Source organism: Streptomyces sp. NPDC050121 (assembly GCF_044460385.1).
Classification (GTDB): domain Bacteria; phylum Actinomycetota; class Actinomycetes; order Streptomycetales; family Streptomycetaceae; genus Streptomyces; species Streptomyces soliscabiei.
Genome location: NZ_JBITJV010000016.1, coordinates 57,446 through 84,207, shown reverse-complemented (window position 1 = coordinate 84,207; position 26,762 = coordinate 57,446). Strand labels below are relative to the sequence as shown.

At 68.5% G+C, this 26,762-nt stretch carries 28 protein-coding genes and 2 pseudogenes; 13 read left to right on the top strand and 17 right to left on the bottom strand.

The features are described 5' to 3' along the window. Nucleotides 1-48 precede the first annotated feature (48 nt). Nucleotides 49-1,107: a TniQ family protein gene (locus ACIBTS_RS24435; RefSeq protein ID WP_399322108.1), complete on the bottom strand. Its 1,059-nt coding sequence runs from the start codon at nt 1,105-1,107 to the stop codon at nt 49-51. A gap of 68 nt (nt 1,108-1,175) precedes the next feature. Between ACIBTS_RS24435 and tpg the strand changes: the two genes are divergently transcribed. The 3 genes from tpg to ACIBTS_RS24420 all read left to right on the top strand — a co-directional run bounded on the left by tpg (nt 1,176) and on the right by ACIBTS_RS24420 (nt 3,615). Continuing rightward, nucleotides 1,176-1,748, top strand: a complete 573-nt coding sequence (tpg, locus tag ACIBTS_RS24430) for a telomere-protecting terminal protein Tpg (protein ID WP_399322107.1) — start codon at nt 1,176-1,178, stop codon at nt 1,746-1,748. Between the two features lie 532 nt (nt 1,749-2,280). Beyond that, the gene (locus ACIBTS_RS24425) at nt 2,281-3,249 is read left to right on the top strand and encodes a hypothetical protein (RefSeq protein WP_399322105.1); all 969 of its coding nucleotides are present in this window, start codon (nt 2,281-2,283) and stop codon (nt 3,247-3,249) included. Between the two features lie 159 nt (nt 3,250-3,408). Then, on the top strand, nt 3,409-3,615 hold the full coding sequence (locus ACIBTS_RS24420) for a hypothetical protein (RefSeq protein ID WP_399322103.1): 207 nt from the start codon (nt 3,409-3,411) through the stop codon (nt 3,613-3,615). Nucleotides 3,616-3,899: 284 nt separating this feature from the next. Here ACIBTS_RS24420 and ACIBTS_RS24415 read toward each other — a convergent pair whose 3' ends face one another. After that, on the bottom strand, nt 3,900-4,895 hold the full coding sequence (locus tag ACIBTS_RS24415) for a DMT family transporter (RefSeq protein ID WP_399322102.1): 996 nt from the start codon (nt 4,893-4,895) through the stop codon (nt 3,900-3,902). A 110-nt stretch (nt 4,896-5,005) separates the two neighbouring features. Between ACIBTS_RS24415 and ACIBTS_RS24410 the strand changes: the two genes are divergently transcribed. Next, nucleotides 5,006-5,470: an Lrp/AsnC family transcriptional regulator gene (locus tag ACIBTS_RS24410; RefSeq protein WP_399322100.1), complete on the top strand. Its 465-nt coding sequence runs from the start codon at nt 5,006-5,008 to the stop codon at nt 5,468-5,470. 204 nt (nt 5,471-5,674) lie between these two features. Here ACIBTS_RS24410 and ACIBTS_RS24405 read toward each other — a convergent pair. From ACIBTS_RS24405 to ACIBTS_RS24380, 6 genes and pseudogenes are all read right to left on the bottom strand, one after another. Then, nucleotides 5,675-6,588: pseudogene (locus ACIBTS_RS24405) on the bottom strand (IS5 family transposase); the annotation flags it as partial. 32 nt (nt 6,589-6,620) lie between these two features. Continuing rightward, nucleotides 6,621-6,851, bottom strand: coding sequence for a hypothetical protein (locus tag ACIBTS_RS24400; RefSeq protein ID WP_399322099.1), 231 nt, complete (start codon nt 6,849-6,851; stop codon nt 6,621-6,623). Nucleotides 6,852-7,033: 182 nt separating this feature from the next. Then, nucleotides 7,034-7,978, bottom strand: coding sequence for a DUF6192 family protein (locus ACIBTS_RS24395; RefSeq protein WP_399322097.1), 945 nt, complete (start codon nt 7,976-7,978; stop codon nt 7,034-7,036). 232 nt (nt 7,979-8,210) lie between these two features. Then, on the bottom strand, nt 8,211-9,851 hold the full coding sequence (locus ACIBTS_RS24390; protein WP_399322272.1) for an ISL3 family transposase: 1,641 nt from the start codon (nt 9,849-9,851) through the stop codon (nt 8,211-8,213). Between the two features lie 29 nt (nt 9,852-9,880). After that, nucleotides 9,881-10,393 carry a hypothetical protein gene (locus ACIBTS_RS24385; RefSeq protein WP_399322095.1) on the bottom strand — a complete coding sequence of 171 codons (513 nt, stop codon included), beginning with the start codon at nt 10,391-10,393 and terminating at the stop codon, nt 9,881-9,883. Between the two features lie 56 nt (nt 10,394-10,449). Continuing rightward, nucleotides 10,450-11,004 (bottom strand): ATP-binding protein, encoded by a 555-nt coding sequence (locus ACIBTS_RS24380; protein WP_399322093.1) that lies wholly within the window; start codon nt 11,002-11,004, stop codon nt 10,450-10,452. A 204-nt stretch (nt 11,005-11,208) separates the two neighbouring features. On the opposite strand from ACIBTS_RS24380, the gene ACIBTS_RS24375 reads away from it, so the two are divergent. Then, the gene (locus tag ACIBTS_RS24375) at nt 11,209-11,445 is read left to right on the top strand and encodes a DUF397 domain-containing protein (RefSeq protein WP_399322092.1); all 237 of its coding nucleotides are present in this window, start codon (nt 11,209-11,211) and stop codon (nt 11,443-11,445) included. An 88-nt stretch (nt 11,446-11,533) separates the two neighbouring features. Continuing rightward, complete coding sequence (locus ACIBTS_RS24370) at nt 11,534-12,448, top strand: helix-turn-helix domain-containing protein (RefSeq protein WP_399322091.1); 915 nt, start codon at nt 11,534-11,536, stop codon at nt 12,446-12,448. A 39-nt stretch (nt 12,449-12,487) separates the two neighbouring features. Here ACIBTS_RS24370 and ACIBTS_RS24365 read toward each other — a convergent pair whose 3' ends face one another. The 4 genes from ACIBTS_RS24365 to ACIBTS_RS24350 all read right to left on the bottom strand — a co-directional run bounded on the left by ACIBTS_RS24365 (nt 12,488) and on the right by ACIBTS_RS24350 (nt 15,331). Continuing rightward, nucleotides 12,488-13,291, bottom strand: a complete 804-nt coding sequence (locus tag ACIBTS_RS24365; protein WP_399322090.1) for an SAM-dependent methyltransferase — start codon at nt 13,289-13,291, stop codon at nt 12,488-12,490. A 100-nt stretch (nt 13,292-13,391) separates the two neighbouring features. Beyond that, nucleotides 13,392-13,871, bottom strand: coding sequence for a hypothetical protein (locus tag ACIBTS_RS24360; RefSeq protein ID WP_399322089.1), 480 nt, complete (start codon nt 13,869-13,871; stop codon nt 13,392-13,394). Further along, a complete protein-coding gene (locus tag ACIBTS_RS24355) occupies nt 13,868-14,905 on the bottom strand; it encodes a helix-turn-helix domain-containing protein (protein ID WP_399322088.1) in 1,038 nt (345 codons plus the stop codon). The genes ACIBTS_RS24360 and ACIBTS_RS24355 overlap by 4 nt, the downstream gene beginning before the upstream one ends. A 168-nt stretch (nt 14,906-15,073) precedes the next feature. After that, nucleotides 15,074-15,331 (bottom strand): hypothetical protein, encoded by a 258-nt coding sequence (locus ACIBTS_RS24350; RefSeq protein ID WP_399322087.1) that lies wholly within the window; start codon nt 15,329-15,331, stop codon nt 15,074-15,076. 768 nt (nt 15,332-16,099) lie between these two features. Between ACIBTS_RS24350 and ACIBTS_RS24345 the strand changes: the two genes are divergently transcribed. Genes ACIBTS_RS24345 through ACIBTS_RS24335 form a run of 3 tightly spaced genes read left to right on the top strand, consistent with a single transcriptional unit; the run spans nt 16,100 to nt 19,537 of the window. After that, nucleotides 16,100-16,696 carry a helix-turn-helix domain-containing protein gene (locus ACIBTS_RS24345; RefSeq protein WP_399322085.1) on the top strand — a complete coding sequence of 199 codons (597 nt, stop codon included), beginning with the start codon at nt 16,100-16,102 and terminating at the stop codon, nt 16,694-16,696. Nucleotides 16,697-16,721: 25 nt separating this feature from the next. After that, nucleotides 16,722-18,818: a hypothetical protein gene (locus tag ACIBTS_RS24340; protein ID WP_399322083.1), complete on the top strand. Its 2,097-nt coding sequence runs from the start codon at nt 16,722-16,724 to the stop codon at nt 18,816-18,818. Continuing rightward, nucleotides 18,818-19,537, top strand: a complete 720-nt coding sequence (locus ACIBTS_RS24335) for a helix-turn-helix domain containing protein (RefSeq protein WP_399322081.1) — start codon at nt 18,818-18,820, stop codon at nt 19,535-19,537. Before ACIBTS_RS24340 ends, ACIBTS_RS24335 begins: the two co-directional genes overlap by 1 nt. A gap of 59 nt (nt 19,538-19,596) precedes the next feature. On the opposite strand, the gene ACIBTS_RS24330 is transcribed toward ACIBTS_RS24335, so the two are convergent. From ACIBTS_RS24330 to ACIBTS_RS24310, 5 genes are all read right to left on the bottom strand, one after another. After that, entirely contained in the window at nt 19,597-20,334 is a 738-nt protein-coding gene (locus tag ACIBTS_RS24330; RefSeq protein WP_399322079.1) for a DUF6082 family protein, read from the bottom strand. Further along, nucleotides 20,327-20,620 (bottom strand): DUF6313 family protein, encoded by a 294-nt coding sequence (locus tag ACIBTS_RS24325; protein WP_399322077.1) that lies wholly within the window; start codon nt 20,618-20,620, stop codon nt 20,327-20,329. The genes ACIBTS_RS24330 and ACIBTS_RS24325 overlap by 8 nt, the downstream gene beginning before the upstream one ends. Next, on the bottom strand, nt 20,617-20,835 hold the full coding sequence (locus ACIBTS_RS24320) for a DUF6313 family protein (protein WP_399322075.1): 219 nt from the start codon (nt 20,833-20,835) through the stop codon (nt 20,617-20,619). The genes ACIBTS_RS24325 and ACIBTS_RS24320 overlap by 4 nt, the downstream gene beginning before the upstream one ends. Nucleotides 20,836-21,329: 494 nt before the next feature. Continuing rightward, on the bottom strand, nt 21,330-21,998 hold the full coding sequence (locus ACIBTS_RS24315; protein ID WP_399322073.1) for a hypothetical protein: 669 nt from the start codon (nt 21,996-21,998) through the stop codon (nt 21,330-21,332). Nucleotides 21,999-22,181: 183 nt separating this feature from the next. Beyond that, entirely contained in the window at nt 22,182-22,790 is a 609-nt protein-coding gene (locus ACIBTS_RS24310) for a hypothetical protein (protein ID WP_399322072.1), read from the bottom strand. 648 nt (nt 22,791-23,438) lie between these two features. Here ACIBTS_RS24310 and ACIBTS_RS24305 point away from each other — a divergent pair. From ACIBTS_RS24305 to ACIBTS_RS24290, 4 genes and pseudogenes are all read left to right on the top strand, one after another. After that, nucleotides 23,439-23,702, top strand: a complete 264-nt coding sequence (locus ACIBTS_RS24305) for a helix-turn-helix transcriptional regulator (protein WP_399322070.1) — start codon at nt 23,439-23,441, stop codon at nt 23,700-23,702. A gap of 170 nt (nt 23,703-23,872) precedes the next feature. Beyond that, on the top strand, nt 23,873-24,718 hold the full coding sequence (locus ACIBTS_RS24300) for a DUF6083 domain-containing protein (protein WP_399322068.1): 846 nt from the start codon (nt 23,873-23,875) through the stop codon (nt 24,716-24,718). A gap of 2 nt (nt 24,719-24,720) precedes the next feature. After that, nucleotides 24,721-25,202 (top strand): annotated as a pseudogene (locus tag ACIBTS_RS24295) (hypothetical protein). Then, complete coding sequence (locus ACIBTS_RS24290; RefSeq protein WP_399322066.1) at nt 25,199-26,698, top strand: UvrD-helicase domain-containing protein; 1,500 nt, start codon at nt 25,199-25,201, stop codon at nt 26,696-26,698. The pseudogene ACIBTS_RS24295 and the gene ACIBTS_RS24290 overlap by 4 nt, the downstream one beginning before the upstream one ends. The last annotated feature ends 64 nt before the right edge of the window (nt 26,699-26,762 follow it).

The window sequence follows — 26,762 nt, the reverse complement described above, 5'->3', positions numbered from 1 at the left end:
GGGGCGGCCAACCACGGTTACGGCCCCGCCCCTTCACGTCTTGCCCGGTCAGCCCCAGGACGTGCTGGTCATCGGTGAGCCCAGCCGCCACGGCAGGCACGAAGCTTCCGCCAGCGGCCCGTGCACAGGAATCGCTTCATGCGGCTCCAGCGGCGACAACGGCACACTGCGCGGCGCTGCCCGTTCTTCCTGCTGCGCCAGCCGGGCCACCACCGGCACCGTATTGCGGTGCGACACCAGCCACGCCTCCAGTCCGCGATGCCCACCGTCGGCCATCTCCCCGACCATGCCGAGCCGCTCACCCACCCACGCCGTCCACCGCCCCGTCGACCAGCCCGCCGGACCACCGGCGAAACTGCGCCCCACCGCGCGCTGCCGCTCACGCACCGCCATCGCCTCCGCCACAACGACCGCCTCGGGATACACCACCAGCGGCACCGCCCACAGCGCCGACCGATCCACCCCCAACGCCTCCTGCCGCGCCCGCCACACCCCCCGCCAGGCCATCTGACGGCACTGCCACCAATACACCGCCACCTGCTGTGCATCCGCCATCAGCGCACGCGCATACGGCCCCGTGCGTCGCTCCAGCCGCAGCCGCCGCACATGCGCATCCACCACCTCCGGCAACCGCTCCAAACCAATCTGGACGTCTCCCTGCGCCGTGGCCATCCACCGCCCGTGACGGACACAGACCGCCCACTGCTCTGCGGGAACGCGCCATACCCGCCGCTCACTACGTCCCACCGCACACAACTCGCAAGTCTGCATCGGAAGTTCATTCTCAGGCCAAGGCTCGATCTGCACCTGCCGGCGTGCCCGCGCGGAAATCCGGCTGTGATCCAGCGACACCAGAGCGTGGGCCAGCTGCGCCAATGACTTCCCGCTGACCTCGGCCAGGCGCTGGCGTGCCACCGGCCCCAGACGCACTTCCTCCGTCTGGGGGTCCGCCGCCTTGATCGTCCTTGGAGCGCCGATGTGCTGGGCCAAATCCTCAAAGCGCATGCCGTTGCGTTCCGCCAGCCGCCACAGATACGACGCCACCGTCTCGCCCCGTACCATCACCGCAGACCGCGGTAACCGCGCGAGTGGACCCTCGAATTCCATGCGGCGATCGTTGCAACACCCACTGCCGGCACCACACAAACAAGCCACCCAAGAAAGCCGCTCCGCCTTTGAACCTGAGCGCGAACACCATCCGAGAAGCCCTCGACCGGGCCGACTCCCGGCACTGGACCCGCACCCCGCCCCACTCGATTCCAGCCCGGCTGACCTACCTCCTCAAGCAGAACCGCCACGACACGGCCGCCCTGGCACACCGGCTCCAGACGACTCCCGCAGACCTCGATGCCTTACGCACCGCCGCGCGGATATCGCAGGACCATCCGCTCCACCAGGCCGTGGAACGCGAAGTCATCAGGCTCTGGCAGCCCCGTGTGCGCCGTCGGGCACACGACACCATCCTCGCCAACGACGGCCAGATGATGCTCAACTTTCGCGCATGGCTGGGCTTCACCGCAGCCGTCGGAACAAGTGACGATCCCCGCCTACGTTTTCTGACCCTGACGCTGAACACCCCGTACCCGGAACGCCTGTTCACCGCCCATCACAACGGCACTCCGGAAGCGGGACTGCGCGACATACTCAGCGACGCTCTCGGTGCCTGCTACTTCCACCGCGGCCGGCCTGCTCACCTGCAGGAAAAGGTGAGCCTTGATCGCATCGACTACCTTGAGTTCTACTACTGAGCCCCGCCCGGCTCCCGCCATCTGACCATGCGCAGTGTCTTCAACACGACCGACCTCGTGCCCCACGCCGCCGCCCTCGTCGTCCTGATGCCCGCGACGGGAGCGCCCTTCCGAACGAACGAGCCCCGCCCCTTGTGCGCACCCGGACACCAGCCCGGCCGTCCGCCCCGCCCTGCTCCGAGCACCGCCGGTCACGAGGCCCGCCCCGAAAGCCAACCACAAGGACGGCGGGCCAGGGCCTCTGGACCGCGCGGCCCCGGTCTGACGCACCACGTACATGGCTGAAGAAGCCTTGGTTTGAAAAGCTGCGCAGGGTCCCGCGAGCCGGTCAGCGTGCAGGCACGACGGGCCGGCCAAGAGGCCCTGACGCCCGACACAAGGGCACGTTGAACCGCTTCAGCCTCGAAGGCCTGCCCGCTGGGCACGAACGCAGCTCCGCGCTTAGCTCGTCTTCGGCATCCCAACCCGCCATAGTCGTCATCCTGTTCATGCTTCACTGGACAGCCGAGCTGCCACGAGGGGGAGAAGAGCGATGAGCGCGGAGCAGGTTCTGCTCATGGGCGTTGCGCGATTCGCCTCCGCAATGGCGACGCAGGGTGAGCCGGAACCAGGGCACACAGTCTGGGGGGAGCTCGCGTTTGTCCCCGAGCTGATGTCCCGCCTCAGTCTGGCGTACAAGAGCATCGGGTACGACGTACTGGGGATTGGCGACCCCGACCGCAAAGAGGTGCTTATCCAGAGCGACGATGCCATCATGTCCGCCTCCACGCGGATCGTGCACGTCATCTCGCACGGCAGCGTGGCAGAGGATCTGAACCGCTCGCGGGCAGCTGCCAACATCGAGCACATCCACATGGTCCCGGCGTGCGGGCAGGTCGGCAATGCCACCAACGTGAGCCACTGGGTCAGCACAGCTCACCAACAGCCCGAGCCCACCCTGTTCATCGTCGACTTGTGCCGTGCCGGACGAGCTGCCCGCCTGTCGGAACTCACCTACGTTCCCGACGAGGCCCGTAACGCGTGGGTGATCGCAGCAACCAGCCCCGACCTTCCAGCCTACGACGGCCGTTTCAGCGAGGCGGTCGCCGAAGTAATCCAACGCATCGCGCTCCACGGCCTCGACACCTCGCCGTCGCTTCGCTTCGTACGCTGGGACCGTGTCACGCGTGCCATCCAGCAAAGGCTGGAAGAACTCGGCAGCACGCAGCGTCTGCACACCACGCCGGTGGACGTCTCCCAAGAGCTGCCCGAGCTTCCCTTCTTCCCCAACCCGCGCTGGCGCCACGATGCGCGTCTGGAGAAACTCCACGCTGTGGAGGCGCCGGTGCGCGCCTTCGTCGCGGATCTTGGCGCCGAGCACTTCATAGTGTCGACGGTCAAACAATTCCCCACGCTCTGCATGATCGGCGTCAGCCAATTCGGCTCTGTCGCTGATCTTGTGATGCCGGTGGATGCTCAAGTCCGGACTGGTGCCAGGATGGGCTTGTGCCGGACGCCGTAATGAGGGGGCGACATGGGCGGGCTGCCACGGTGGCTTGAGCTGTGGTTCGCAGAGAACGAGGCCGGGTGTCGAGCGCGTGGAACCAAAATGGTGCTGTGGCTGAGGCCCGCCGATGGGCCCCCTGACCGTCCGGGCCGTAAGCCGACTGCTGACGTGAGGGTGACCGCCGAAACGGGCAGCCGGTGGGGCAACGCCGCCGTGTATGCCGAGGGCTGGGGCCGTCTCATGGGGATTGATGACTTGACCGAAGCAGTTTGGCAGGCAGACATTCACCCGGAGTCACAGGGCGAGGTTGCTGTGATCATCGGGCACCTGCTGGCTTGGGTCGAATCGACAGCTGAGGTACCGAGCTGGGCCAAAAGCTGAAAGAGATCGGGGCTGCTGGGCACTCTTTGTTCTCAAAGGATCAACGTGTGTCGACGGTCGGGGGTCGGGTAATTCGGCTCTGTCGCTGGCCTTGTGAGAAGCTGTGTCAGAACCGGTGATCTGTGACGTTCCGTGACTGGTGGACCGGTGGGTGGAGCCGGGCGCCAGGGGTCGCAATAGGGGCTGGAATTGGCCATGCTGGCCCGGCTGCCCTCTCCGGATGCTCCAGGTGTTGGAGTACGGCCTTGGCTCCCCAGTCGTGCGCGGACCAGTGTCCCAGGCTGTCAGGTCACTTCGCTCGTTGATACCGCGTTGGTCGGCGGCGTCCCATTCGTCGTGCTGCGGGTTCGGTCAAGTGACTTCCCCGCAAGCAGTGGACGCTTGGGGCCGTTTTCACGATGGCGCGGCGCGATGTTGAATACGGTCACGCCGGTGACGATGAGCGCGAGGGCGGCGCTCACGCCTGGGGTGATGGGCTCGTCGAAGAGGGGGATGGCGAGGAGAGCTGTCAGGACGGGGCTGGTCGCGCCGGCTGTTGCGGTGAGGGTGCTGCCGAGTGCGCGCACCGCGTAGGCGTAGCACAGGGTCGAGAGCAGTCCTGTCCCGATGCCCTGGAGGCTGGTGAAGAGCAGAACGTCGGAAATGCCGGCGGTGCCGGTGATCAGGTGTGAGGGCATAGCGGCGGAGGCGGCGAGCAGGGCGGCTGTGATGGTGGCGGGTGTACAGACGGCGAGCACGACGCCGGTCAGACCGAGCCTCGTCTGGCGCAGGCCGATCGTGTAGACGGCCCAGGCGCATCCGGCGGTGAGGAGAATGCCGATTCCCGCGGTCGTCGCGGTGGACGTCGTCTGCATTGCAGTCGCTGCGATACCCGTGGTGATTGCGGCCAGGGCGATCAGACCTCGGGGAGAGATCCGTTCCCGCCACCGGAGATACAGGATCACCGCGACGAACAGCGGGACCGTGCCGGGGATGAGGAGACCGATGAGCGCGGCGGAGGTCAGGCGTCCGCCGAGTGCGGAGAGAAGAAAGTGCGGCAGACCACCGATACCGAGCATGAGCAGGACACCGATCCGTTCGCCACGCAGCGCGCGAACGGTGCGCGGAAGCCACGGCGCCAGGATGACGACGGGTGTCGCGAAGCGGAGGAACGCCACGTCGATCGAGGTGAGGCTCGACGAGCCGATCCCCCTGACCGTCAGGGCGAACGAGGACCACAAGACAACCGCGGCAACGAGAGCGGCCACACCCATCAACCTTGTACGCATCTGATTGGCCATAGCCATCTCCTTCCATCCCTGCTCTACGGTGAGCAATCTTAGGAAGGTTTCCGTAGCAGGCGATTGCGAATCCTGCCGCGATATCGGTCTCCTATGGCAGAATCTGCCACATGGTGACCTTGGATGACATCGACCGGCACATCCTCCTCGAACTCCAGCGAGACGGCAGACTCACCAATCAGGAGCTTGCGGATCGCGTGGGCCTCTCCCCGTCACCGTGCCTGCGGCGCGTGCGGCTCTTGCAGGAGAGCGGCGTGATCAATGGCTATGCGGCGATGCTCTCTCAGGACGCGCTCGGGCTGTCCATCACCGCCTTCGTACGGATGACGCTCCTCGCACACACCTCGGAGGTCGTCGACGCCGTCGAGGAGAAGATCCGCTCGATTCCCGAGGTGGTCGAGGCGTACCTGCTCGCCGGCGATGACGATTACCTCGTCAAGATCGTCATCGACTCCTTCGCCGCGTACGAAGACCTCGTACGGCGAGAGCTGCGGACCCTCCCGTCACTGTCTTCGATCAAGACGACATTCGCCTTCGCCGTCACCAAACCGCCATCGCCACTCCCGATCCCCTGAGCCGCGCACCCTCGGCAGCCGTGACCACGTGACCGCCGGCCCGTGGCCCCAGGCATCCTTCGCACGCGCGTGGGGACGTTCATGTGTACGCCGACGCCAGGACACCGGTGTCCAGCTCGAACTACTCACCGGCCAGCTCACTACAGCACTGAGATCAGCCTTCTGGCATTGCCGCTCACATTCGCACACTAGGACAAGGCAGTGGGCGCCAGCCGGATCGTCTGTGGCTGCATCCGCCGGATGCGTATGGGTTTGGGCTTGCCGGCTGCCTTCACCGGTTCGACGGGGTGCGGCGTGGTGCGCGGTGGGCGGGGAGGGCGGCAGAGACGGCGGATCATGAGGGTGATGAAGGTCCAGGTGATGTGGGCTTCACTGTGGGAGACGAGCCTCTCGTAGTCGCGCACGTTCCTCCTGGCTCTCATGATCCACGAGATCGCCCGCTCTACTCTCCACCGCTTGGCGAGGACGGCGAAGCCGTCCTGGTCCTTGCGGCGGGGCACCGTCTTGAGGGTGATACCGAGGAAGGAGTGGGACCAGTCGACGAGGGTTCCTCCGTAGGCAGAGTCCGCCCAGGCGACGGCGAGTTCGGGATGGGTCAGGCGCAGGCGAAAAAGCTGGTCGCGGGCGGGGATACTGTCGTGCGGCGAGGCCTTGGTGACCATGACAGCCAGAGCCATCCCACGCATATCGACGGCCAGGTGCCGCTTCCGGCCGTTGATCAGCTTCCCGCCGTCGAAGCCACGGGTGTCCTGGCCCACCGTCTCCGCGCCCTTGACGGACTGGGAGTCCAGGATCACCGCGACAGAGCGGGGATTGAGGCCGTCGTGGACACGGACCATCTGGTGCAACTCGGCATGGATGCGGGCCAGGTCCCCGCTCGCCCGCCACCTTTGAAAAAAGCCGTAGACCGTGCGCCAAGGGATCCCGAAATCGACGGGAACGGCCCTCCACTTGCACCCATTGTCGTTGACGTACCGGATGGCATCGACCACGTTGCGGCGCGGATGCTTCTCCGGGCGCCCGCCCGTGGGCAACTCGCAGGCAGGGACAGGCAGCAGCGGTTCGAGGATGGCCCATTCGGCGTCCGTGGTGTCACTGGGGTACCGCCGCCTGCGCACGGCCGGCGGCCGGGTCTCGTCCGTGCAGGTCATCAGCGTTCCATGCGGGTGAGGACTTCGAGGGTGGCCTTGACTCCGCCGAGCTGGTCCAGAACCAGGCGGATCCATTCGTCGTCCGGGGACTTCTTGGCGTGCGGGGCAATGATCCCGGTGATGAAGTTGGTGACCCGGTGCAGTTCCGCCTGGAAGATCGCCCGCTCGTAGGAGATCCAGACCTCGCTCTCCTCCGACATCTGAAAGCCGTCCCGTCTGCTGTAGGTCACCGGCGGAAGTCCTTCCTTGACCGCGACCTTCCGCAGGAACCTCAAGCCCGCCCAGACCTGCGACGGCGTACGCTTGGTCGCCCGGCACAACTGCGGAAGCGTCAGCCCAGCAGGCCGCGCCTCCTGCAGAGCCTTGCGTACCGCCTGGCCGTGGACGTGGGCGGGCAGACCCGCCCCCATGGCTACTGGCCCCGCAGCAACTGGGCGAGCTGTTCGTCAAGGTCGACCTGACCGGTCGCGGCCGCGGTCTCGATCCAGTCGGCCGTCGCGCGGATCTTCTCCAAGTGGTTTTCCAACACCTTCGTCTGGGCGTCGGTGAACTCGTGCCCGCGCAGCTTCGGGACCAGCCGCGCGGCCCCGGCGATGAACCCCTGGCAGACAGCGATCAGGTCGCTGAACTCCATCGACCTCCGCCAGCTGTGGACGATGCGGGCCGGGTCGTCGAACCGCTCGCCCTCTTCGGCGAAGGCTTCCTCGTACTCCTCGTCGAACTCGTCGTCCAGGCCGGCCTGCTCGAACTGGGCCTCGTTCACGTTCTCCCGGGCCTCGGCATCGCGCATGGCCTTGAACGCCACCTCCGGCCGGCGCAGGAAGTCGGTGGCCACCTGCGCCGCCACCGCCTCGTCATCGCGCGCCAGTTCACGGATCGCCTCGACCTTTTCCTGGGCGGTGACCGGGACCAGGACTTCCTCGGTCTTCCAGCCCACTAACTTCTTGGCCACCTCCGCACTCCACCGGCGCCGGCCGGTGCGCTCACTCAGCGGCGGGTTCCGGATCAGCTCGAACCGGTCCGGTACGGAGGCCAGGATCCGGTGTACCTCCCAGGAGACCCCCGTCTGCCGGTGCTCGAAGGGCCACTGCGCGGCCACCCACCGGTGCGTGCGGACCGTATAGAAGGACAGCCCGATCTCCTCGGCGAACAGCCGCAGTGACTCCTCCACACCCTGGTCACCCTCGTCGAGCGGCAGATGACCACCGTGCCCACGAAGCGGCTCCAGCTCCAAAGCCGCGTCCCCGAGCCCGAACTGGCAGCGGGTGTCCTCCTCCACCATGTCCAGAGACTCGGCCACCAGCTCGTCGTAACGGCTCCGCGTGACCTTCCCGACCATCTCCACCATTCGGGCCATGGCGCACCACCCGGCGCGGGCCGAAGCGTCGGCGTCCTGCGTCGGCTGCGGAACCCCGGCCCGGCGTTGCGCCCAGAGTCCACCTCGCACCCCCAACATCACCAGCGCCCGAGCCAACATGGCCAATTCCGGCCCCTATTGCGACCCCTGGCGCCCGGCTCCACCCACCGGTCCACCAGTCACGGAACGTCACAGATCACCGGTTCTGACACAGCTTCTGACCGCAGGCGGGTCAGGGCGTGAGGAGTACGCGCTTACGGAGGAAGTCGAGGTTGGCTCGTCCAAATCCTTGCCTCTTGAGTAGCTTCGTCCTTGTGACCTGTCCTTCGACCTGGCCGGAGCTCCAGGGGGTGGAGAGCCCGGCGGTGACGGCGTCGATGTCGCGGCTCAGTCCGTTGATCAGGGAGTGCAGGGCGGGCAGGTCGTCGGCGAGGACGCGCTCCATCCAGGCGGGCAGTTGGTCGCCCTGCAGTTCGCGCATCATGGTGGCGAAGTCGCGGACGTGGTGGGTGGCGGCGTCGAGTTCGGGGCAGCTGGCCCTGATTTCCTTGAGGTCGGCGGCATCATCGGCGGTCAGGTTTCCGGGGTCGGTCATGATCCAGCGGACGATGCGGCGGGGCCGTGGAGCCAGTCGGCGCGCGGGTGGCGCAGCGGTGGCGGCCTTGAACGGGCGCAGGTAGCGCTGGACGGTCTGGATGCTTCCGGCGAAGCCCAGGGCGGCAATCTCCTGGTGGAGCTGGGCACTGTTGTGACAGCCCTCGTTCCACCGCTGGTGGAGGTAGGGCGTGTATTTGTCCAGGATGGTGGACCGGTTCGTCGCTTTGGCCAGCAGTTCGTCGATGCTGGTGGCGCGGGCGAAGCGGCGCACGGTGGACCGGTCCAGCTGCAGTGTCCGGCAGATGTTCTCCAGAGTGCTTCCGGCGCCCAGGAGTTGGTGCACCGCTGTGTAGCGTTCCCTGGTCCGGGTCACCAGGCGGCGCTCTCGTCCGCAGACGTCGAGCATCCCAGCAGGCGATGCCGGCGGCGGTGGCGTCTGCCAGATGTCGTCGCTCGTTGGTGGGGCGGCCGGTACGGTGTTCTCGAACGCGGTCCGGACGCAGGCGTGGTGGGCGGAGACGGTCTTTTCGACGGCTTCGCCGAGGTTGTGCCATAGGTGCCAGGCGTCGGCGACTTGCTGGGCTTGCGGGGCACCGCTACGTGCGCCCTCGGCATAGGCCCCGGCTCGGTCCCGGCAAATGATCTCCACTTCCGGATGGTCCTTCAGCCATGCGGCCAGCGGTTCGGCATCCCGGCCGGGCAGCACGTCCACCGGGCGCCGCCTCTCCAAGTCCACCAGGATCGTCGCGTACGAGTCGCCCTTCCGTAGCGCGAAATCGTCGACACCGAGCACGCGGATCTCCCCGACGGGTTCTTCCGGCGCGGCGCGGACCAGACGTAACAGGGTGTCCTTGGCGACGCGCAGGCCCAGCACCCCGGCCAGACGGGCTCCCGCACGGCCGGCCAGCGCGAGAGCGATCGAGGTCAACTGCTCACGCACGAGTGGCGTGTAGCGGGTATGCGGGCTCGTCAGCCCCGCGATCTGCTCGGCGAACGTCACCGCCCCGCACGCGGGGTTCGGGCACTTGAACCGACGCACCAGCAGCTCGATCACCACACTGGCGCCACCGACCGCGGCATCCACGAGCCGTCGCATGTACCGGCCGTGCACCCGGCCCGACGCACTACCGCAGTGAGGGCAGTCCGCACCCGCCGAGCGGGCCCGCGCATGCATGGTGACCACACCCCGGCCGCAGCCCGCTCGACCAACTCCACCACGACACCGGCCAGATGAGGGAACAACACCTCGAAACTCCGCGAAGAGCACGCAACCCATGATCACAACCACCGCTGACACCGCCTGCGTCACAAGATCGGCGCCAGAGCCGAATCGGCTGACCGTCGACAGCCCTGCAGCACCTTCATGGCGTACGACCGTAGGCGCTGTTCCTCCGCGCCGGTGAAGCCGTGGCCCAGCGCCCACCCGCACAACTGATCGACGTCCCACTGGTAGCCGGCGGCGTGGAGTTTCAGCAGTGCGTGCACGGCGAACGCCTTGTCGTAGGCGCTGGCGAGGCCGTTGGCGTGATTCACACGCCCAGCCACCTCGCCCATGGCCGCCTCGACCACCGGGTCCAGCAGCGCTTCGTCCGCTTTCGCATGGACGGAACCGTCGATCACGTTCACAGCGCGGCGAGCGCACAGCCATGCGTCAGCGAGGGGATCGTCGCCCCATGGCAGGACACAGATCACGGTTACCCGGCCGTGGAGACCATCGGCGAGATCACCCACGATCTCCCGGGTCGGCCACGGCGCCAGTACCGGGCCGCCGTACCACCCCATCAGGTCGCCCCGCTTGGCGACGATGGCGCTGTGCACCCGCCGGGCCATCGGGTGGTGCTGGTAGTCCTGCTTCCGGGGGACCAGGAAGTCCGTTATGCCGCAGGCAGCGCCACGCGCGCCCAGACGGATTTTCCCTGGGCCTGTGGGGCTGTGGTCCAGCCCCAGGTGTTGGCGAGGGCGTTCACGATGGGCAGTCCGCGGTGGCGTTCGGCCAGGGGCTGAGGAGCGGTGAGCCTGGGGCTGAGTTGGCTGGGGTCACGTACGACGCACAGCAGGGTGCGCGGACGCAGAGTGAAAGCGAGCCATACCCCCGCTTGTTCACCATCGGCCGTGGCTGCATCGGGCTGGCCGTGGCGGACGGCGTTGGCGACGAGTTCGGAGGCGATCTGGACTGCGTCATCGCAGATGCTGTGCAGGTTCCAGCGGCGCACGGTCTGCCGGGTGAACTGCCGCGCAATGTAGCAGCAGTGGTGGGAGGCGACGGGAATGCGGCGGGCGGTGAAGGGCGTGCTGCCCAGGCCCGAACGGACGGCGAGGTTGGGCGTGGAGGCCAGCGGTTCGCCGAGGAACAGCAGTTGCCGTCTTCGGCTGTTGCGTGAGGCAGATGTGGACTGTGGCTGGAATGTGCCCTCGTGTGGTGGAGTCATCGTCCGTCCCCCGGAACTGGAGCCGTGCTTGATGGCACGACGTGCCGTCGTACCCGTCACTATTCCGGCCCGCTCCTCGTTCCTGCAAGCGCGGCTCTGCAATTGCACAGCCCGGATATTCGTACAGACAGTCGGCCCGGCTGTCGGCCGCGACGGAAGTGCGCCGGCTGGCGTCGGGTACGACTCGGACGGGCATGGTGAGATATGCAGCGAGCGGAAAACGGCGTCAGTGCAGGTGCGATCGAAGGGGCGCGCTGGCGTAAGAGCCGTCGCAGCGGAGGGAACGGCAACTGCGTGGAAGTAGCCCGTCTTTCCGGCGGCCAGGTGGCGATGCGCAATTCCCGGTTCCCCGACGGTCCTGCCCTCGTCTATACGCGCGAGGAGATCGAAGCCTTCCTCGGTGGAGTCAAGGACGGCGAGTTCGACTTCACCCTCTCGTGACCGACAGTAGAGATATGGCCACTCACTGACAGAGTCGGACTCCGGCTGCCATACTCAGGCCCCTCAACAGTCCCGTAGGAGTGCCCGTATGGCAGCCGACCGACAGGCGCCGTCGATCCTCGGATTCCCGCACCGCCCGGAGTGGGGGCCGGCAGCACATCGCAAGGCCCTCGCCGGGCACCTGCGCCGCTGCCGAGACCACGCCGGGATCGCGCCCCGACAGGCCGCCCGGTGCATCCACACCTCCGCAGCGACGATCAGCCGCATGGAAAACGGCCGGACCGCCTTCAAACTCGCTGAGGTCGAACGGCTCCTGGACACCTACCGGGTGAGCGATCCGCTCGAGCACGCCAGAATCGCCGACCTGGTCCAGGAAGCGGCCAAACCGGAGGTGTGGCAGCCCTATGCCAATGCGGCACCCCCGGACCTGCGCCCGTTGCTGGCCATGGAACCGGCCGCCCGCCGCATCATCTCCTACGAACCCCAACTGGTGCCCGGCTGGCTGCAGACCGAGGAGTACGCCGAGACGGTGATCCGGGCCGCCCATCCCACAAAGCCGGCCAGGGAAATCGCCGAACGTGCGGCCCTGCGGCTCCAGCGCATCGAAATGCTGCGCCGCGCCGAGTCACCGCCGGTCCTGCTGGCCGTGATGGACTCTGAGGTGTTCCGCCGCCCGGTCGGCACACCAGGGGTGATGTACCGGCAGATCAAGCATCTGCTCGCACTTGTGGAGGAACTGCCCTACCAGCTCCATCTCCAGATCGCACCCCTGAGCGTGGGCGCCGCCGGGGCCATCGGGCACCCAGTCGTGCACCTGCGGTTCTTCACCCCGGAATACCTGCCCGACCTGGTCTACCTCGAGCAGTACGAAACAGCCGTCTACCGGGAGAAGCCCTCGGAGTCCGAGCGCTACCAGGCCATCCTGAACAACCTGTGCGGCGTGGCCAACCCAGCCGAGCAGACACCGGCGCTGCTGGAGCAGGCACTGGCTTTCTGGCGCTGACACCCCACGCGCAGCGGACCGGCCCCGAGTCCGCCGGGCTCAGCGCCTGACGAAGCCCACCCCGCCGTACTCCTCCCACTCCCAGCTCAGCTGGGCGGGCACGTCGTCCGGCCGGGAGCGCCATGTGGAGACCTCCACCAGACCCGGTTTGACCAGATCCAGAGGCGCGCAGAAGTCGGCCACGTCCTTCTTCTCCCGCACCCGGCCCCAGTGGCCCTGGGTCTGCTCGTCCATGAAACGGCTGACAAAGTCACGGACCTGGGCCGATTCGCTGACCAGCTGGCAGACCACCATCATGCTGCCGGCCGGCAGCCGGTCGGCGACCCGGGCGATGAGCTCCGCCGGCCCGTCGCGGTCCGGGATGCAGTGCAGCACCGACACGAACAGCGCCGCCACCGGCTGGGTGGGGTCGATGAGCCGGCGCACCGGTGCGCTGGAGAAGATCTCCTCGGTCTCCCGCATGTCCGCCTGGAGCACCGCGGTGTTCTCGTTGCTGGCCAGCAGCACGCCGCCGATCGTGCGGACGATGGGATCGCTGTCGATGTAGACCACCCGGCTGGCAGGGTCCACGCGCTGGGCGATCTCGTGGACGTTGTCCTGCGTGGGCAGCCCCGACCCGTGGTCGATGAACTGCCGGATGCCGTACTCCGCCGCGAGGACCTGCACCACGCGGCGCAGGAACTCCCGGTTGTTCAGGGCCAGTTCCCGCATGCTGGGCACGTGCTGGAGCAGCTCTTCGCAGGCCGCGCGGTCCGCAGGGTAGTTGTCCTGCCCTCCCAGGAGGCTGTCGTACATGCGGGCCACGCTCGGAATCGTGACATCCACCCCGTACGGCAAGCTCACGCGTATTCCCCTCCTGCCCCCACACGCCCTCCGGGCGTGCTCCCTTAACGACGGAGTGTAGGGATAGATCGCGGGGGCACGCTCGGCAACGGCCGGAAACTCACTCCTGCGGGGAGCGTGGCGGCAGAGTGGGAAGGTCGCCCGGGCGTACCCCCAGCACCTCGGCGATGCGCTCGGGGCTCAGCTGCATCTGCTCGTGCAGAAAGTGCGCATCATGCTGCAGGGTCTGGACAACCTGGCCGGCCGGGACGGCGGTTGGGCCGCGCCCCAGGGCGCGGTCGACGTGGTCGTGCAGAATGCGCCAGGCCACGGCGGCAGGGCCGGCGCCGCCCAGGATCGCCGTCCAGGACACCGCCAGCTCGGTGAATGCCGCGACGACGGCCGTCTCGGCCGCGGCGTTGCGGCCTATGCGCAGCGCCGCGTACTGCAGGTACGGCTCGTAGTGACGTTCACGGAAGGCTGTATAGGCCGTCAGCGCGGTGCGCCGGGCCCGGTCCTGTGACGGGTGAAGGCGGGCGTGCGGCCCTGCGCTGACCGCTGCCGTCTCCGGGCAGCGGTCGACAGGGCGGGGCCCGTTCACGGCTCCTCTTCCGGCACGATGATGTGCGCTCTGCCTTCCGGCAGTCGGGGGTCGTCGCACATCAGAAACGTGTAGTGCACTGCTTCCCACAACGGCTTGAAATCGAGCGGGCGGCCCCCCAGCGCGCACACGAGGGAGGACAGCACCTCCCATTCCGGCACGTCGATGCCCGCCAGGACGCGGCGAGCCTGCAGCGCACTCACCTTTTTCGCACTGAGGCGCTCAATGCGTTCCGCAGGTGGGGACTTGGCCGCCAGGTAGAGCCCGCGTACCGCGGCGTGCAACTGGGCGATGGCGGCAGCAACGGGCTGGCGCCCGTGCGCCGTCATGCCGTGGGCCGCTTCGAACAGCACGCGCAGTTCGGCCGGGTCAGCGTCGAAGAGGGTCGCCAGTGAGCACGTCAGGTCCCAGGTGGGCAGCCGGTCTCCTGACAGCACGCGGGAGATGAACGACGGCGAGAGCATCGTGAAGTCGGCCACTTCCCGGATGGCCAGACCGCTGGCCACCTGCAGTTGCGTCAGGGCCGACGCCAGCTGGCTCGCAGGGGAGACCCCTTCGCCGCCAGCCTCGCCGGCCGTGTCCTCGGGCCCCTCGGCGGGCCGGGCAGTCTGCACACCACGCCAGCGGGCAGGCGCGGCGCGTTTTTCGTTCGCGTGGAGATCCATCATCCGGGCCACCCGCTCGGCTCCCCACCGCGCCCGCGCTGTCTCCGGAGCTACGTGCGCGGCCTTGGCTACCGACTCCCATTTCTCACCCCGGTGGCGGGCGTCCTGCACCGCAGCCGCGGTATAGATATCCAGCTCCCGGCGGATTGCTTCGGCTCTCTCCAAAAGCGTGCCGAGCTCCTCCTGGCGCATCTCGCTGTCCAGCAACTGCTGTGCCAGCCTGCGGACCTCGGCCGCCACCGCTGAACCGACAGGCCCCTGCAAGGCGACGACCGGGGCCTTACGCGCCTGCCGGTTGCGCTGGGCTCGCCGACGGCAGGCGGTGCTGCAATAGCGGCGGCGCCGCCCGGCCCCGGTGTTCTGCACCATCGGGCCCTCACAAACCGGACACCGCTCCGGCTGCGACGGATCAGTAGGCACCTTCGAAATCCCTCTCCTGTATCCCGCGCGGGCGGGCCGCACCCGCCGACGCCCCTGAACACCGGGCTTCGGGTGGCCGGCGGCGGCTTTCGCGAGCCGGCCACTCGGACGGGGCGATCAGTCCCGTCGCGCCCAGAGGAATTCGACCCGCGAGGTGCGCGCCGCCCCCGCCGCAACCGCGGCGAACGCCACGCATGCGGCAGCGGGCCATTGCCCAGCGGACGGCAGCACAAAGGACAGAGCCAGCACCACGACGGGGCCCAAGCCAACCGTGACAGCCAGGGCACGCAAGCGTGCGTAATGCCGGTCGGCATTGCTACCGTCCAGACGCGTCCCGGACACCACGGTGCCCTGGACGACATTGGGGTCAGTCATCGTTCTCCCTTTGCAGAATTGACGGCTGGTCAAAATGCGGAGGGGTCCTGGTCTGTTGGTGCCATCCTTTGGGCCAGGGCCCCCATCTCGCCGCGACCTTAGCGTGCTCATGGATCGCACGGCCAATAGAGTGAGGCCGTAACGGAACATCCAGCCGTATCGATGTGCGAAACAACCCTGAAGAGCAAGGATCTGCTCGAATAGGCCTGCCCGAAACCAAAAGACAGCCATATGCGATCGAAATTGATCGCTTCTGCCTGCAAGGTTTCTGATACACCGTCTGCCGGCGCGTGAAAAATCAGATAGGGAATGCACCGGCGCGCCCGCGGGCGCGCGCCCGCCCCGTTGGCACCGTCCCACCGCCCGCCCAGGGCCGGGGGGTGGAGATCTGTTCGATGCGCCGTGCGGGCCGGCCGCAGCAAGGCCGGCCCGCACGCAGAGGCCGCCCGCTCCGGCGGCCCCACGCCCTGACGTCTCTGCCCGCCGCCGCAGTAACGGCCTCTGCTGCCGGGGTGACGGACGCCGGCTGACTGCTCTGGAGAGGCGGGGATCGCGCCCTCGGAGCAGGCAGGGCGACGCCGCCGCCACGGTGCGGCCGCCGGCCTGCAGGGCCTGCGGGCTATGACGAGCGCTGCTGGAGCGACCAGGCCGGGCCGGCGGTCGGGTGCGTGTCCTGCGGTGCCTCCGTCAGTGGTTTGACACCCTTTCACTCGCCGAGTAGGTTACATGCCGAATCAGATATCAGATGAGGGTTGGAGGTCGGGGAGGTTGCTGCTGACGACCGGGCAGGCAGCCGAAGAACTCGGCTGCGCCATCACCACCTTCAGACGTCTCGTGCGGGCCGGGCTGCTCCCCGGGCTCTCCCGCCGCGGAGTGCGAGTCATGATTCCCCTCAGCGCGATCCAGGCCCTCAGCGCTCGCCGCACCGCTCCGCTGCGGCAACTGGACACCGGGGAGATCGCCGTCCTGCGCGTGGACACTGCCCAGCCCTGCGACGATCCCGACCGTGACTGGATCGGCTTCGCAGCCAGCCTCACTCCCGATGCCCTCACCAAGGCGCTGCGGGGCTGGTGGCGGTGTGACGCGGCGAGCGTCGCAGCCGGGGGAGTGCTCCCGGTCACCTTGTCGGGCTACGTGGTAGCCGTGCTGACCGGGCTCGAACGGTGGGAGAGGAATACCGAGGGCCGCCACGCCTTCCCCGATGCGCGCCTGGCCGGATACGTCACCGACCTTGTCGCCCCGCATACAGTGATCACCTCTGGCCTGGACGGCGACCGTCGGCTCGCCGGACTTCTCCTGGGTACCCGGCTCGCCTCTCAATCAGGCGGGGCCATCGCCTACGTCACCACGCACACCGCCGACTGAAGCCGGCCGGACAAGGAAGCCCCCGATGGACGCCCAGAGCTACAGCGCCGCGCTCGCCGAGCTGCGGACCGTGCGGGATGCGATCAAAAAGGCCCGGGCGGAACTGACGAGGCTGGAGAGCGACCGGGACAGGCGGGTCGTCCAGTTGGCTGCCTACGAGAAGGCGAAGGCGGAGCGGATCGCCCCGGCATCCGGGCTGAGCGTCGCCGACGTCGTCACCCTGGCCCCCGCGCTGGCCCCCGACCGCCTGGCCGCGCACAGTGACACCGCGCCGCGACGCCCGGCTCCCGAGGAGATCACAAAGCAGGCCACCGATGCGACCGACCCCACGCCGGTCCCGCAGCCGGAAACCGCGGCGCCCGCGAAGAGCACCGAATCCCTCCGCCCCGCCGTCTCACCAGCCCCGGCCCCGGCTCCGCCAGCGGAACCCCAGGCGCCACACAACCTGCCCGCCATCGCCGAAGGCGCCGCAGGTGATGCCTGGTTCACCCACACCCCCGGCCTGGTCTCCACCCGGCCGAACTTCACCCAGCAGGCCCGCTCCACCGTCTTCCTCGACACCAGCACCGGCATCCTGGTCCACCGTCACCAGACCCACCACCTCGACCTCGGCGCCGCCTCGGCCGCGGACATCCTCACCGCCGTCTTCCAAACCATCCCCGAGGGCGTGGAGCGGATCTACGTCACCGCAGGCGACCCCTGGCACCGCGACACCGACCGCTACCCCTACCTGCGCGACGCCGTCGCCGCCTGGCTGAACGCTCCCATCCCGGGCTGGCGCACGGACACCGGCCGCGGCCGCGACCGCATGGCCGGGCACTTCGTCCACGCCCGCAACCCCGTCGGCCGCTACCAGCGCACCAACAGCGACCACCATGTAGAGATCCGCTCGGTGGGGGAGTGGTTCGACCTCGACGGCGACGACCCGGCCACCGTCCGCGACGCGTTCGTGCTGCTGTGGCAAGCCCTGCGCCGCCACTGGGACGACGCCGTCCTCATGGGCTCCCCGTCCCAGACCGGCCGCGACCTGTGGACCCGCACCATTCCCACCCGCGGCCAGCACGCCGAGGGCTTCCCCGTGCTGTCGGAGGAACTGCGCGGCCTGCTGCACGCCACCGCAGGACAGGGCCGCAACGAACTCATCACCCCGCCCCGCGTGCCCCAGCAGCTGCCCCAACTCGTCGAATTCGACCGCACCTTCGCCTACGCCAAGCACACCTGGAAATCCCCCGTCGGCACCCCCCGCCGCATCACCGCCCGCGCCTTCGCCGCCTGGTCCCAGAAGGAACAGATGCGCGCCCTGTACGGATGCGGGCACTGGCACATCCGCGTGAGCGTCCCCGACACCTGGAACCACGTCGGCCTCCTGCCCGCCCCCGCCCCCGGTGACCGCGCCTGGCACTACCCGGCCACCCCCGGCACCACCTTCACCACCTGGGCCGGCGGCCCCGAAGTCCACACCGCCCTGACCAACCCCATCCAGCCGTGGAAGGTCGAAATCCTCGACGGCCTCCTATGGGACGACGGCAAACCACTGGACGACTGGGCCAAGAAACTCAAAGAAACCTGGACCAACCTCTCCGCCCAATCCCACTTCCACGGCAACGCCCAACAGGCCCGCGCCGCCCACCTCGCCTCCCGCGCGGTGCGCTCCATCCTGCTCTACGGCATCGGCTCCTTCGCCCAGCGCCCCCGCCTGGTCACCGGCACCACCCCCCGCAACCTGGAGCGCGACGTCCCGCCGGACGCCGAAATCATCGGCTTCGACGACACACAGATCACCTGGCAGAAGCCCACCGGCTTCGCCCGCGACCCCAACGCCCACCCCGAATGGGCCGCCGCGATCTGGTCTGCAGCGCGCGCCGCCCTGCTCACCCAACGCCACCGAGACGACGACACTCACGCCGGAGCCCTGCACACCCCGCCCGGCACCGTGATCGCCTTCCGCACCGACGCCCTCTACCTCACCCAGCCCCAGAACTGGCCCCACCACCACCAGCCCGGCGACTACCTCCTCAAAGGCCACCTCACCGGCCCGCTCACCGCCCCCACGACCGAAGAGGAACTCCTCACCCTGAGGGATGCCGGACGCGCCGCCCTCACCGCTGAGCGGGAGGCCTGATGCCGCGCCGCTCCCGCCGCCAGCCTCCACCCCGCCGCGAACTGAACGAAGCCGCCCGCCTCGCCGACCGGCTCCAACAGGCCGGCTACACCAAACGCGACATCGCCCGCATCCTCGGCCGTGACCCTTCGCTGGTCTCGCAGTTCTACACCAAGAACAAGGGAGCAGCCTTCGTCCCTGCCCTCCAGCAGGTCCTGGCCGCTGTCGAGACCGGCGGCATCACCGACCTGCCCGAACTCGCCTCCATCGCCGCCCGCCACACCCGACGGCGCACCACTGCCTCCGGCACCCGCGCCCGGGTGCGCACCAAGGCTGTCCTGATTACCCCCACCGGATCCGGCACCGGCCGGGTCGGCGCCCAGGCCATCGCCTCCGGCTCCGCCCGCCTACGCCCCCTGATCGCCGAGGCCGGCCACCTGGGCCTGCGCCTGGCCTTCACCGTGCGCCTGGCCAAAACCGGCTACGTCCACCCCTCGGGCAGCCGTACCGACTCACCCGGCATCCGCCGCGACGTCATCCAGCGCGCCGACCACACCGAGGAACGCTCCTACGGCTCCGCCCAGACCGGCGGCTTCGACGCAGCCGACTTCGCCCGCCGCGTCGACGCCGCCGGCGGCGACGTGACCGCGGCCGTGCACCAATGGCTCGTGGAGAGCGGACGCATCCAGCCGGACGCCCAGATTCTGCACCTCGAAATCCGCACCTGGCGCCCCCGCTGACCAAGACCGAGTCGGCCAGGCTCCGTTCAGCTGTGCTCCTCAGGAGGAGAGTCGACTGCTCACCACAGCTCGGGATCCGTCTCGGCCATGTCCTGCGCAAGATCGTCCATCATCCTGCCGATGCCGGCCTCCTCGGAGCAATCGGACAAGCTGGCGCGCTGGTGCCGACTGGCGTCCCAGTACTCACGGAAGATGCCGTTTCGTAGGAGCAGCCGAGCTTTCCCGAAAAGCTCCTCCCGACTCAGCGTTCCGGTTCGATAGGCCAGCAGCAGCTGCAGGTAGAGAGCGTCACTGAAGAGATACTGCCGGAGCCGAGAGGCAGACACGTGCACGTCGTAGGTGTCGAGGGTCGCCGCGAGCTCGGGATCATCGATGGCCTTCATCAAGAGCTCCAGGCGCATGCGGTACGACGCTGTGATGCCGCCGTCACGGTGAAGAGGCTCTGCGATACGCCGCTCGGACTCGCGGGTTCTCCTGGCTCGCGACGCCTCCGCAGCACGTGACCGGGACGCCTGGATGCGATCGACGGCGGCTGCTGCCTCTTCCTGCACCAGGCTGTGGACCTTTCGCAGCCGTGCGGCCAGGGCGCCGGTGAGCCGCTGGCGGCGACGCGGCGAACCCAGCAGGGGTGCGTGTTGCCGGACGAAGGCCTCAACATCTTCGGCGGCCGGGGCACGGTGAAGTCCCACCCGGGTGATGTCTTGCTCTGCCGCCTGCAAGGATTCGGACGCAGCGTCCTCGAACACGCTGGCAAGCATCTGCCGGATGACTTGCTCCGTGGGTGCCTTGTCAGTCATGCCGCCGTCGCCACCAAGATGTTGAGGGACGCGCACCACAGGCCCAGCACCTGTGTACGAGTGCCAGCCCATGAGCGAGCATACGGGCGATATCCTCGGCACGCCGTTCTGCTTCTGCGGGTTTGAGGGCCTCGAGCTCTTGTGCGTGATCGGCAACATGCCGCACGGTGCGAGTCCAGTGGTCCTTTGCCAGCCGGATGTTGCCGCGATGAGGGTTGTTGATGAAGTCGTTCACGAACTCCCGCGCAGCTCCGCCCTCTGCATGCAATTCGTCCAGGGACCTCACGTACCGTCCCCGGACGGGGGCCCCGGCCCCCCGGACTGCGCCCGCATCTGGCGCAGCAGCTCCCCAAGGGCAGTCGAACGGCGTCGCTCTATCTGCCGCATAATGATGTAGCCCGCCGCCGCCCCCGTCAGCCCGGGAACCAGCAACCAGCCTGTCAGTGACAGCGCGTACCCCAACCAGGGCCGAGGGCAGTTGGCCGGTGCTGCCACGCCCACCAGGACCTCATACGCTGCTGGTCAGCCCAATAGCAGGCCGCCCAGGACGTAAAGGGCGCAGAGAGCCGCCAACCAAACCGATGCGCGCGTCACCAGCCAGTGGTGCGTCCTGTTCAGGAATGCCACCGATCTGATCAGGTCGCGCAATTCTTCCCTCATGGTGTCGTCCGGCACACTGGGCGGAGACGAAGACATCACCCCACGGTAGCGATACAACGGCTCTACGTCTGCGTGGCATCGAGGAACGTCCAGTCGCGGCAGGCGTCTGCAGCGCGCATGGTGCGCAGGGCAGCACATCTTCGCCGAGTGCCGGACTGAAGGGAATTTCCGCCACAGCCCCGGTATGACGCCAGCAGCGTCACATGTGCCCCGACAGACTTCCCCTGGGCTTGGACGTCCGTGGTCCAAGCCCAGGTGTTCCTAAGGGCATCACGATTCGCACAGCGATGAGAACGCCAAGTCAACTGCAGCGGTGTGGAGCTTCTCATCGGGCATTATTCGGCTTTCTCGGACGGGGCCTTGTCCTGCGGTGTCGTGGAGGTCTGCTCGGCCGTCTCGCGGGCGGTGTAGAAGACGGAGGCGCCCTGCTTGGTGCGCTGGGCGTGGTTCTTGGCTACGAGGCCTTCGAGGGTGGTGCGCACGACGGTGGCCTTGATGCCACGCTCGGGGTGGGCCTGGCCGAGCGACGTGGCGATCTCCGCTGCGGATCGCGGTTCGGTGAGGCCGGTGAGGTGGCGGCGGACGAGTTCCACCAGTGTGGGCTGGTGCGCCTTACCAGCCTTCTCGGCGACCGGCTTGTCCGTCGCCTTCTTTGCGGGCGTGCCCGTGGTCTTCTTGGCCGTGGCGCGGCCCCGCGTGGTGGCGCTCTCGGCGCCTGGCTGCTTCTTTGTGGCGCGTCGGGCAGTGGCCTTCTTCCTGGGGGCGGGTACTGCGGAGCTGTCGGGCGTGGCCGCGGGCTCAGCCGGTGCTGGCTGAATACCGAGAGCCTGCTGCATGTTCACCAGCACCGTGTGGTCATGCTGCAGGGAGGTCAACTGCTGCTGCAATTCGGCGAGTTCCGCGCCGATGCGTTCCTGCTCTTTGCTGTTGCGCTCGATGTCGTTGGTCAGCTGCGCGGCGTACTGCGATGTCAGCTCAGTGGTGACAGTGGAGGTCTCGGACATGGGCGCCTATTCCTATCTTCTGACTTTGTAGGCAAGTGCAGGATCTGAACGAGCATAGAGAGCCAAGTCACATGCCCCTGGAACTGGTGTTGAAAGGACGCCAGAGGCAATGCTGCGAGAGGCCCGGTGCAGCGATGGTACGGGCGAGCGGAGTCTGCTGTCGCTTTGAGTGATGTCTTTGGTTCAAGCGGGGTTCCAGGGCTGCGGCGCCTGGCGCCGTCCCGGACTGACCACCAGGCGGGTCTGTGCCTGCTGTTGGGGCAGTTTCCAGAAGACTTCGTCTGATTCCCGGTTGTGGTGCCAGGCGTTTAGGGCACGGGCGCTCACGAGTTGGTCGAGCAGGTCCGCGGTCTGCTGGGGGGAGTGTCCACACAGGCGGGCCAGGATGTCCATGTCGACGCCGTGTTGCTCATGAGCGGAGGTGTGAGCGGCCAGCACGAGTGCGGTCAGTCGCACCGCCGGCGGCGCGGTGGCCAGCAAAGCCGATGGCGCAGGGTGCAGGGCCCAGTGGGCGGCGTGGCAGCGTGTACGGCGGCCGGGTGCGTGGTCCAGTGTGACATCACGCAGTTGCACCTCCACCGGCGCCGACTTGAGGTCGGGCAGGTGGAGCCAGCGGGCTCGGGCCAACTCCTGCCACAGCTCCGTGCGCCCGTACATCCGCATGCCCCGCAGCAGACCGCGAGGCACCCGCAGGCGCCCACTGGCGTCAGCGCGCAACGCGCATTGCAGGGCGAGCAGCCGGGCGCCGGGAGAGGTGAACCGGGGGAGTGCGGCGGCCAGGTAGGTGAGCATCTCCCGTACGCGCAGCCGATCATCGGATGCCGACGGCTGCTGCCTGATAGGTGCGGGGGCCGACGAGCAGCCGGAAGGCGCTGGCCGGCGAGGTCCAAGGACCGTGTCCGGCACGATGGCGGTGTGGCTGGTCGCTGCTGCGCAGGCGGCGCAGGCATCGGCCAGCCGCCAGGTGCGACCGCTGTGATCGCGGGTGAGAGCGAGCAGGACGGGGCCGGCGCAGCCGCGGTGACGCGGATGCCACGTGCACCCTCCCTCCCGGCACTGGCAGATCCGCAGATGCCCTGGCAGCACGTCGGTGCTGGCATGGCAGGCCAGATGTGCCAGGGCGGCAGAGCGCGCGGACGCGGCCTGGAGGGGAGGAGTGTGCGCGGTGCAGCGAGTGCAGGCAAGGCTCGGTCCGCCCGCCCGTGAACGCAGTTCCACCGTCCAGATACGCCGCAGCGCGACGTGTCCACCGGCAAGCCTCATCGGCTGGTTGCCCTCCTGTCGTTGAGTGCGGCCATGACCGGTGCACTCCTTCGCAGGCACCTGGGACGGAGGCACGGTCGTGCGGATCCTCGAACCGTAAACGGCACCCTCTCGCACAAACGGAAAGTGCAGAAATTCGCACTGACAGGGCGGGGAGTCGGACCGTCGGATGGTGGGGTGCCGATCTTGCAGCCCGATCCCGACCTCATCGCCCTGCGAGTAACGCTGGCGCGTTTGAGGAACGACCGCGGCTGGACCTTCGACGAACTGGCCGAACGCAGCGGCCTGGCCCGGCGTACCGTCATCGACCTCGAACACGGCCGCGGCGCCGGCAATGTCACGACCTGGCACGCCCTGGCGCACGCCTTCGACGTCCCCATCGGGGAACTGCTCGGCGCCCTCTGCGGCAACCACACCCCGCCAGGTGCGCAGGACGCCTGAGGCTGCGGCTGTTCCCACCGATTACGGCACCGCAAAATCACCCGAACGGTGAGCCGCTATAGAACACATGGCCACTAGCCAGCTCACGTGTTCGGCGTCATGAGGCCAGTGGGGGGACAGACAGCCGACACGTGGCCCGAGCATCAGTGCCACCTGGCACGGTCGCCGCCATGTACCCCAAGCACACGCCCGCCGGCCGTCACTGGGACGGCAGCCCACGACCCCTGCACCCACGCCGTCGCCTCCAAGTGGCCGCACACAGCCCCACCCGCCTGCTGCGCCACGGCCCAAGCCGCATCTGCCGCAGATGCGGCCACCGCCTCGACCTCTACCCGCGCCCCAACCAGCCACCCATCGCCCTCCACCCCACCGAACTCACTGTCCAGAGCGTCCCAGTGACCTGCCGCTGGCACCTGAGCAGCGGCATCGCCTACCCCCACGACGACGGCAGCGACTGGTGCCGAATCCCTCACGCCGCGCTCTGCCCAGCCCTCACCCCCAGCTGCCAGACCAGCCCCCACATCAACGCGCTGCGCCGCCAACTCGCCGTCTGCACCCGCCGCCTGATCGACACCGGCCGCCTCACCCCCGCCCCCGGCACGCAGCCCGCCGCCACCGGCCACCCGGCCCGCCCGGTCGTGAACATGCTGCTGGGCCGCTACCTCGCCGAAGGCCCCCTCGAATGCATCCGCTGCGTCGCCCAGATCCGCCACCGCCAGCGATGCCCCCACCCCGTCCTGCACCCCGACAGTCCGGCCGGAACCTGGAGACTGCTGCCCACCGGAACAGTCCGCCGCCCAATCCGCCTCACCGACACCCTGATGGCCGTCTACGACCTCAGCTTCCTGCCTCACACCGAACAGCGCCGCTGGCGCATCCAGCGCTGCCCCGCCCACGCCGTCCTCACCGCAGCCGCCGACCTCGCCGTGACCACCTGGCAGATCTTCGACCCGCTCCGGCACGCAACCCACGTCCACACCCGCCTGCCGCACCCCACGGCCAGCCGACGCCGGTAGGGATGACCATGCCGCACCACGCCCTGGAAATCACCCTCACCCAACCCCTCTCCCCGGCAGCCCTGCACCATGCCGCCCGCGTCCTCCCGCTCGCCGCCAACCACGACGCCACCCGCCTCATCGCCCTCGTGCCCGCCAAGACCCCCCGTCGCGCCCTCCGCCGACTGCGCCACCGGCTCGGCACACGGCTGCCATCGACGTGATCACCACGCACTACCCGGACGTCGACCACAAGGTGCTGTTCAACGTCGCCTTCCCGCCCTCGGCGCACGCCGCCCTCGCAGCCGATGCCCGCCGCGCCCAGCAGACCCCCGAGCGCTTCCTGGAACTGGCCCTGCACCGGGCCCTGGCCGAGCATGCCGACCAGGAAACCGACCGTGTCGACCGGGCGGTGCGCCAACTGCTGGCCCACACCACCCCCGCCTACCTGCTGTCCGCTGTCGGGCACGCACTCACCCGGCTCCCCGAGAGGCCCACACCATGAACCCGACGGACGAACAAAGTGCGGCAGCCGACGCTTTCCACGCCGGCAATCACCTTGCTCTGCAAGCCGGCGCCGGCACGGGGAAGACCACCACGCTCGCGCTCCTCGCCCGCGGCACCCCACGTCGCGGCCGCTACCTCGCCTACAACCGCGCCATCGCCCAAGACGCCACCGCCCGCTTCCCCAGCAGCGTCCAGTGCAAGACCGCCCACGCCCTGGCCTACGCCGCCGTCGGCCACCGCTACACCCGCCGCCTGAACGCCCCACGCCGCCCCGCCTGGCAGACCGGACAAGCCCTCGGCATCACCAAAGCCGTCCGCGTCGGCGACCGCGAGGTGACGCAACGAGCTCTCTCCAACGCCACCCTGCGCACCGTGGCCCGCTTCTGCCACACCGCCGACGAGGCGGTCACCCGCCACCACGTGCCCTACCTGCGCGGCCTGGAAGACGCCGACCTCCACGCCCAACTCGCCGCCCACATCGTGCCCTTCGCCCGCAAGGCCTGGGCGGACCTGCAGCACCCCGACGACGGCGCCGTCCGCTTCGACCACGACCACTACCTGAAGATCTGGTCCCTCACCCAGCCGCGCATCGACGCCGACTTCCTGCTCCTGGACGAGGCTCAGGACACCAACCCCGTCGTCGAACAGATCTTCCTCGCCCAACGCGAACACGCCCAGCTGGTCATGGTCGGCGACTCCGCCCAGGCCATCTACCACTGGCGCGGCGCCAAAGACATCATGACCGGCTTTGACGGCACCCAGCTGGCCCTGTCGCAGTCCTTCCGCTTCGGCCCCGACCTTGCGGCAGAAGCCAACCGATGGCTGCACCTGGCCGACGCCCCCATCCGCCTCACCGGAACCCCCGCCGTGCCCACCGAACTCGGCCTCGTCACCCACCCGGACGCCGTACTGTGCCGCACCAACGTCGGCGCCATGGCCCAGGTCATGACCCTCATGGCCGCCGGACAGCAGGTCGCTCTGACCGGTGGAGGAGACAGCCTGCACGCTCTGGCCCTGGCCGCCCGCGACCTGAAAGAAGGCCGCCGCACTCGCCACCCCGAACTGATGCTCTTCCCCTGCTGGGGCGACCTGCAGGACTACGCCGCCAACGACCCCGCCGGACGCGACCTGCAGCCCCTGGTCAACCTCGTCGACGCCCACGGCACCGACGCCATCCTCACCGCCGTCGCCCAACTCGTCCCCGAATCGCAGGCCCAGGTCACCATCTCCACCGTCCACAAGGCCAAAGGACGCGAATGGCAGCGCGTGCTGATCGCGAATGACTTCGCCCGCCAGAAAGACAACAGCGCAAACGAGCAGACAGGCACCACCACGCCGCCCGACCCCATCGACGACGCCGAAGCCCGCCTCGCCTACGTCGCCGTCACCCGTACCCGCCAACGCCTCGACCTGGGCGGCCTGTCCTGGATCCATGACCACCCCCACGGCACCATGCCACAGCAACAGACACCTCTGGCGTGCCGGCAAGCATGAGACGCGCAACCCGCCCCTCTGCGACCCGACACCGCAGCCCTTTCTGGAACACGATCCGTCTTCA

Excerpts from the sequence above, each read along its gene's own strand:
- ACIBTS_RS24435 (WP_399322108.1), bottom strand. The coding sequence starts at position 1,107 with ATGGAATTCGAGGGTCCACTCGCGCGGTTACCGCGGTCTGCGGTGATG.
- ACIBTS_RS24425 (WP_399322105.1), top strand. The coding sequence starts at position 2,281 with ATGAGCGCGGAGCAGGTTCTGCTCATGGGCGTTGCGCGATTCGCCTCC.
- ACIBTS_RS24415 (WP_399322102.1), bottom strand. The coding sequence starts at position 4,895 with ATGGCCAATCAGATGCGTACAAGGTTGATGGGTGTGGCCGCTCTCGTT.
- ACIBTS_RS24410 (WP_399322100.1), top strand. The coding sequence starts at position 5,006 with ATGGTGACCTTGGATGACATCGACCGGCACATCCTCCTCGAACTCCAG.
- ACIBTS_RS24395 (WP_399322097.1), bottom strand. The coding sequence starts at position 7,978 with ATGGCCCGAATGGTGGAGATGGTCGGGAAGGTCACGCGGAGCCGTTAC.
- ACIBTS_RS24390 (WP_399322272.1), bottom strand. The coding sequence starts at position 9,851 with ATGGGTTGCGTGCTCTTCGCGGAGTTTCGAGGTGTTGTTCCCTCATCT.
- ACIBTS_RS24380 (WP_399322093.1), bottom strand. The coding sequence starts at position 11,004 with ATGACTCCACCACACGAGGGCACATTCCAGCCACAGTCCACATCTGCC.
- ACIBTS_RS24375 (WP_399322092.1), top strand. The coding sequence starts at position 11,209 with ATGCAGCGAGCGGAAAACGGCGTCAGTGCAGGTGCGATCGAAGGGGCG.
- ACIBTS_RS24370 (WP_399322091.1), top strand. The coding sequence starts at position 11,534 with ATGGCAGCCGACCGACAGGCGCCGTCGATCCTCGGATTCCCGCACCGC.
- ACIBTS_RS24355 (WP_399322088.1), bottom strand. The coding sequence starts at position 14,905 with ATGGTGCAGAACACCGGGGCCGGGCGGCGCCGCCGCTATTGCAGCACC.
- ACIBTS_RS24350 (WP_399322087.1), bottom strand. The coding sequence starts at position 15,331 with ATGACTGACCCCAATGTCGTCCAGGGCACCGTGGTGTCCGGGACGCGT.
- ACIBTS_RS24340 (WP_399322083.1), top strand. The coding sequence starts at position 16,722 with ATGGACGCCCAGAGCTACAGCGCCGCGCTCGCCGAGCTGCGGACCGTG.
- ACIBTS_RS24335 (WP_399322081.1), top strand. The coding sequence starts at position 18,818 with ATGCCGCGCCGCTCCCGCCGCCAGCCTCCACCCCGCCGCGAACTGAAC.
- ACIBTS_RS24330 (WP_399322079.1), bottom strand. The coding sequence starts at position 20,334 with ATGACTGACAAGGCACCCACGGAGCAAGTCATCCGGCAGATGCTTGCC.
- ACIBTS_RS24315 (WP_399322073.1), bottom strand. The coding sequence starts at position 21,998 with ATGTCCGAGACCTCCACTGTCACCACTGAGCTGACATCGCAGTACGCC.
- ACIBTS_RS24310 (WP_399322072.1), bottom strand. The coding sequence starts at position 22,790 with ATGCTCACCTACCTGGCCGCCGCACTCCCCCGGTTCACCTCTCCCGGC.
- ACIBTS_RS24300 (WP_399322068.1), top strand. The coding sequence starts at position 23,873 with ATGTACCCCAAGCACACGCCCGCCGGCCGTCACTGGGACGGCAGCCCA.
- ACIBTS_RS24290 (WP_399322066.1), top strand. The coding sequence starts at position 25,199 with ATGAACCCGACGGACGAACAAAGTGCGGCAGCCGACGCTTTCCACGCC.